This window comes from Flavobacterium sp., from assembly GCF_043773265.1.
Lineage (GTDB): Bacteria > Bacteroidota > Bacteroidia > Flavobacteriales > Flavobacteriaceae > Flavobacterium.
This window is the reverse complement of the sequence record NZ_JAYVFH010000021.1, coordinates 1-3,197: the sequence shown is the minus strand read 5'-3', so window position 1 is coordinate 3,197 and position 3,197 is coordinate 1. Positions and strand designations below refer to the sequence as shown.

Annotated in this window: 5 protein-coding genes; 4 read left to right on the top strand and 1 reads right to left on the bottom strand. The window is 31.5% G+C overall.

The genetic code is table 11. From position 1 onward, the window contains the following. A partial coding sequence (locus ACH2BO_RS00985; protein WP_395042893.1) for a carboxymuconolactone decarboxylase family protein occupies positions 1 to 326 on the bottom strand: 326 nt, incomplete at its 3' end. Between the two features lie 147 nt (positions 327 to 473). Between ACH2BO_RS00985 and ACH2BO_RS00980 the strand changes: the two genes are divergently transcribed. The 4 genes from ACH2BO_RS00980 to ACH2BO_RS00965 all read left to right on the top strand — a co-directional run. Beyond that, entirely contained in the window at positions 474 to 1,322 is an 849-nt protein-coding gene (locus ACH2BO_RS00980) for an RteC domain-containing protein (RefSeq protein WP_395042892.1), read from the top strand. Between the two features lie 111 nt (positions 1,323 to 1,433). Further along, complete coding sequence (locus ACH2BO_RS00975) at positions 1,434 to 1,727, top strand: helix-turn-helix domain-containing protein (RefSeq protein WP_395042891.1); 294 nt, start codon at positions 1,434 to 1,436, stop codon at positions 1,725 to 1,727. Positions 1,728 to 1,735: 8 nt separating this feature from the next. Further along, on the top strand, positions 1,736 to 2,602 hold the full coding sequence (locus ACH2BO_RS00970) for a transcriptional regulator (protein WP_395042890.1): 867 nt from the start codon (positions 1,736 to 1,738) through the stop codon (positions 2,600 to 2,602). Positions 2,603 to 2,673: 71 nt separating this feature from the next. Continuing rightward, the coding region (locus tag ACH2BO_RS00965) for an ATPase (RefSeq protein ID WP_395042889.1) at positions 2,674 to 3,197 on the top strand (524 nt) is incomplete at its 3' end.

Sequence of the window (3,197 nt, the reverse complement as noted above, 5' to 3'; positions counted from 1 at the left end):
GTTTCAAAGCTCCAAATATTTTCTAGTTTTTCTTGGTGTGCATCATAACGTTCTGCAGCACGAATAGTATGTGCTTGGCAATACTTGCAACCAGCAGTGTTACTCGATATGAATCCGATTAATCGTTTTAAATCACTAGTAACTTTGCCTTTATTTTCCATAACGGCTTTGTTAAGTGCTATAAATGAGTACGCAATTTCAGGACGATGATACATTGTGATAACGCTATTCGGACAAAAACCAAGCGTTTCTTGATAGAAAGCGATTAATTCTTGAAGTTTTTGGTCTTCATTATTTTTAACAGGAGATACAAGAGGTTTTTTCATAGTTGTAATTAGTAATAAATTTTTAGACGAGTGAATAAAACAAACTGACAATTACTAAAATAAATGATTAAAAAATGTAACTTCTTAATCAAATGTGAATAATAAAAATGCTAAATAAATTATTTATTAATTTAATCCATTATAAATTTGAACGCCAAATATAACCAACTTTTAACAGAATTAACTGAGCAACTTAATTTCATTGATTTAGAGATTGATGATACATTAGTACGTTGTGAAAAAGCAATTGAAATTACGGTTAAATCTATCCAAAAACTTAAAACCTTATTTCTTAAAGAGAAATTAAAAAGTCAGGAACAGGAAATAGATTTTTTTAAGAACATCAAACCCAAGTTTACATCAAAACTTATTTACTATAACATAGTTTACAAAATAGAAACCAAAATTCCTCACGGCGGAGAACGTGTTGTAAAAAAGTATTTAAATAATGAACTGGTAAAACTAAAACGTTACTTCGATAACAACTTAGACTTTTATAAATATTATAGAACTGGAAACAATTATTTAGACTTCAAATATTTTGTTCGTAGTAATTTTGATATAAAACTGACAATAGATAGTTTCTTTTTTGAAGTAGATCATAATTTTTCAACTTCCCACGACTTTAAAGTGGCTAAAATATTGGCTCACGATTTAGTTCAAGTATATTTAGAAGACCGATTATTGGCAATTTCCAACAAAGAACCAAAAGAAAAATCACAACACAATCACAACGCAAAACTCACTTGGACGGCACCAAAAGTTGCATTAATCGAATTGTTGTATGCTTTGCAATCCGAAAAAGTATTTAATAATGGCACTACAGATTTAAAAGAGATAGCCAAATATTTTGAAAATATTTTCAATGTTGATTTAGGACAATACCGAAGAACTTTCCTTGAAATTCGGGTACGTAAGACCGAAAGAACCAAGTTTTTAAATACCTTAAAAGACACTTTAGAGAAAAGAATGAACAATTCCGACGAACCGATTTAAGCTTGGATTTGTTCTATTTTAAATAAAATCGTTCACAACTCTGTTTGCGTTGTGAATTTTATTTTATCAAAACCCACAATTTTGTGCCATAACAATATAAAACCTCACGTTATGGCTATCGAAGTTATTACTCGCGAAGACTTAAACGAATTTCGCACACTCCTACTTTCCGATTTAAACACGATGTTTAATTCAAAACCGCAGCAACAAAAACAATGGCTCAAATCTACAGAAGTCAGAAAACTGCTTAACATTTCTTCCGGTACTTTACAGAATCTTAGAGTAAACGGCACAATCACATACACCAAAATTGGAGGAATTCTATATTATTCCAATAGTGATCTAGAAAAGGTTTTAGAAACTAATAAAGTCGAAGCAACACCCAATTTATTCAATCGTAAATAACCTAAAAGATGAATTACATAAAACATCTAACAGGATTTTTCGAGAAGGTAGCAATCGACAAAACACTCAATCCAACACACGTAAGTTTATATGTGGCATTGTTCCAATTTTGGAATTGCAATCGGTTCAAAAATCCAATCAGTATCTCTCGTGATGAGGTAATGCGAATAAGTAAAATCAGTTCCAAAGCAACCTATCACAAATGCCTTAAAAACTTACATTCTCTAGGTTATATAAACTACGAACCATCTTACAATCCATTCAAAGGAAGCCACGTGTATCTATTCAATTTTTCAGATGATTTAAAACCAACTCCAAAAAGTGAAAAAATAACAACACCAAAAATTGAACCTGTTTTTGAACTGGTTAATGAACAAGTAGTGAACAAGCTCTATACTAGTACTGGGACAAGTAGTGGGACTGGTAGTGAACAAGCTCTAGTATCTTATATAAACAATACAAACATACCAAACATTTCAAACGATTTAAAGATTGTAAACTTGGACAAGCAAGCAAAAAATTTTCAAATTGATGATGGTTTTTTAAAAAACGAAACTACTGAAAAAGAAAAAAAGTTGCGCGAAAAAAAGAAAGATATTCTTGTCACTTCGAGCGCAGTCGAGAAGCCAACAATCGAAAATGTCAAAGCTTATTTTCTTGAACAACACTTTCCAGAACTTGAAGCAATTAAATTTTTCAATTACTTCTCAAGCAACGGTTGGTTAGTTGGTGGTAAAACACCAATGGTCGATTGGCAAGCAGCAGCACAAAATTGGATAATAAACGCATCAAAATTCATTTCAAATGAACAACAATCCAACAGAGCAAAACACCTCAACACAGGAACAAACAAAGATTATTCAGAGCCACTTTAAGCTGAACTTGTTTCAACTTCCTTGTGAACATTGCGTTAATCTTTGCGGACTTTACGGTTAAATTTTTAGTTATGGAAAACGAAATTAAATCACACTACAGCTATCCTGAAGTTATAAAATGGATCGAAGCAAAAGGAATTGAATTATACGGAAATCATTTCAAAATCCTTAAAATCGATTATCCCATAATTTATAAACTAATCGCCTACTTTATGAAAGACGAAGCAACTTGTTTCCAATACAACCTTAACCTCAATAAAGGAATTTTACTTTCTGGACCAGTTGGTTGTGGCAAAACATCACTAATGAATTTGATGAAATACCTAACTCCAATAGAGCATAAATTTTTAGTGAAACCGTGTCGAGACATCAGCTTTGAATTTATCCAGGACGGTTACCAAATCATTCACAAATACAGCAAAGGAAAACTATATGAATTCGAACCCAAAACAATATGCTTCGATGATTTAGGAACAGAAAACAATCTAAAATATTATGGAAACGAATGTAATGTGATGGCAGAGGTTTTATTAAGCAGGTATGATATTTTCACAACTAAAAAGATTCAAACACATGTAACAACAAATCTATCAGC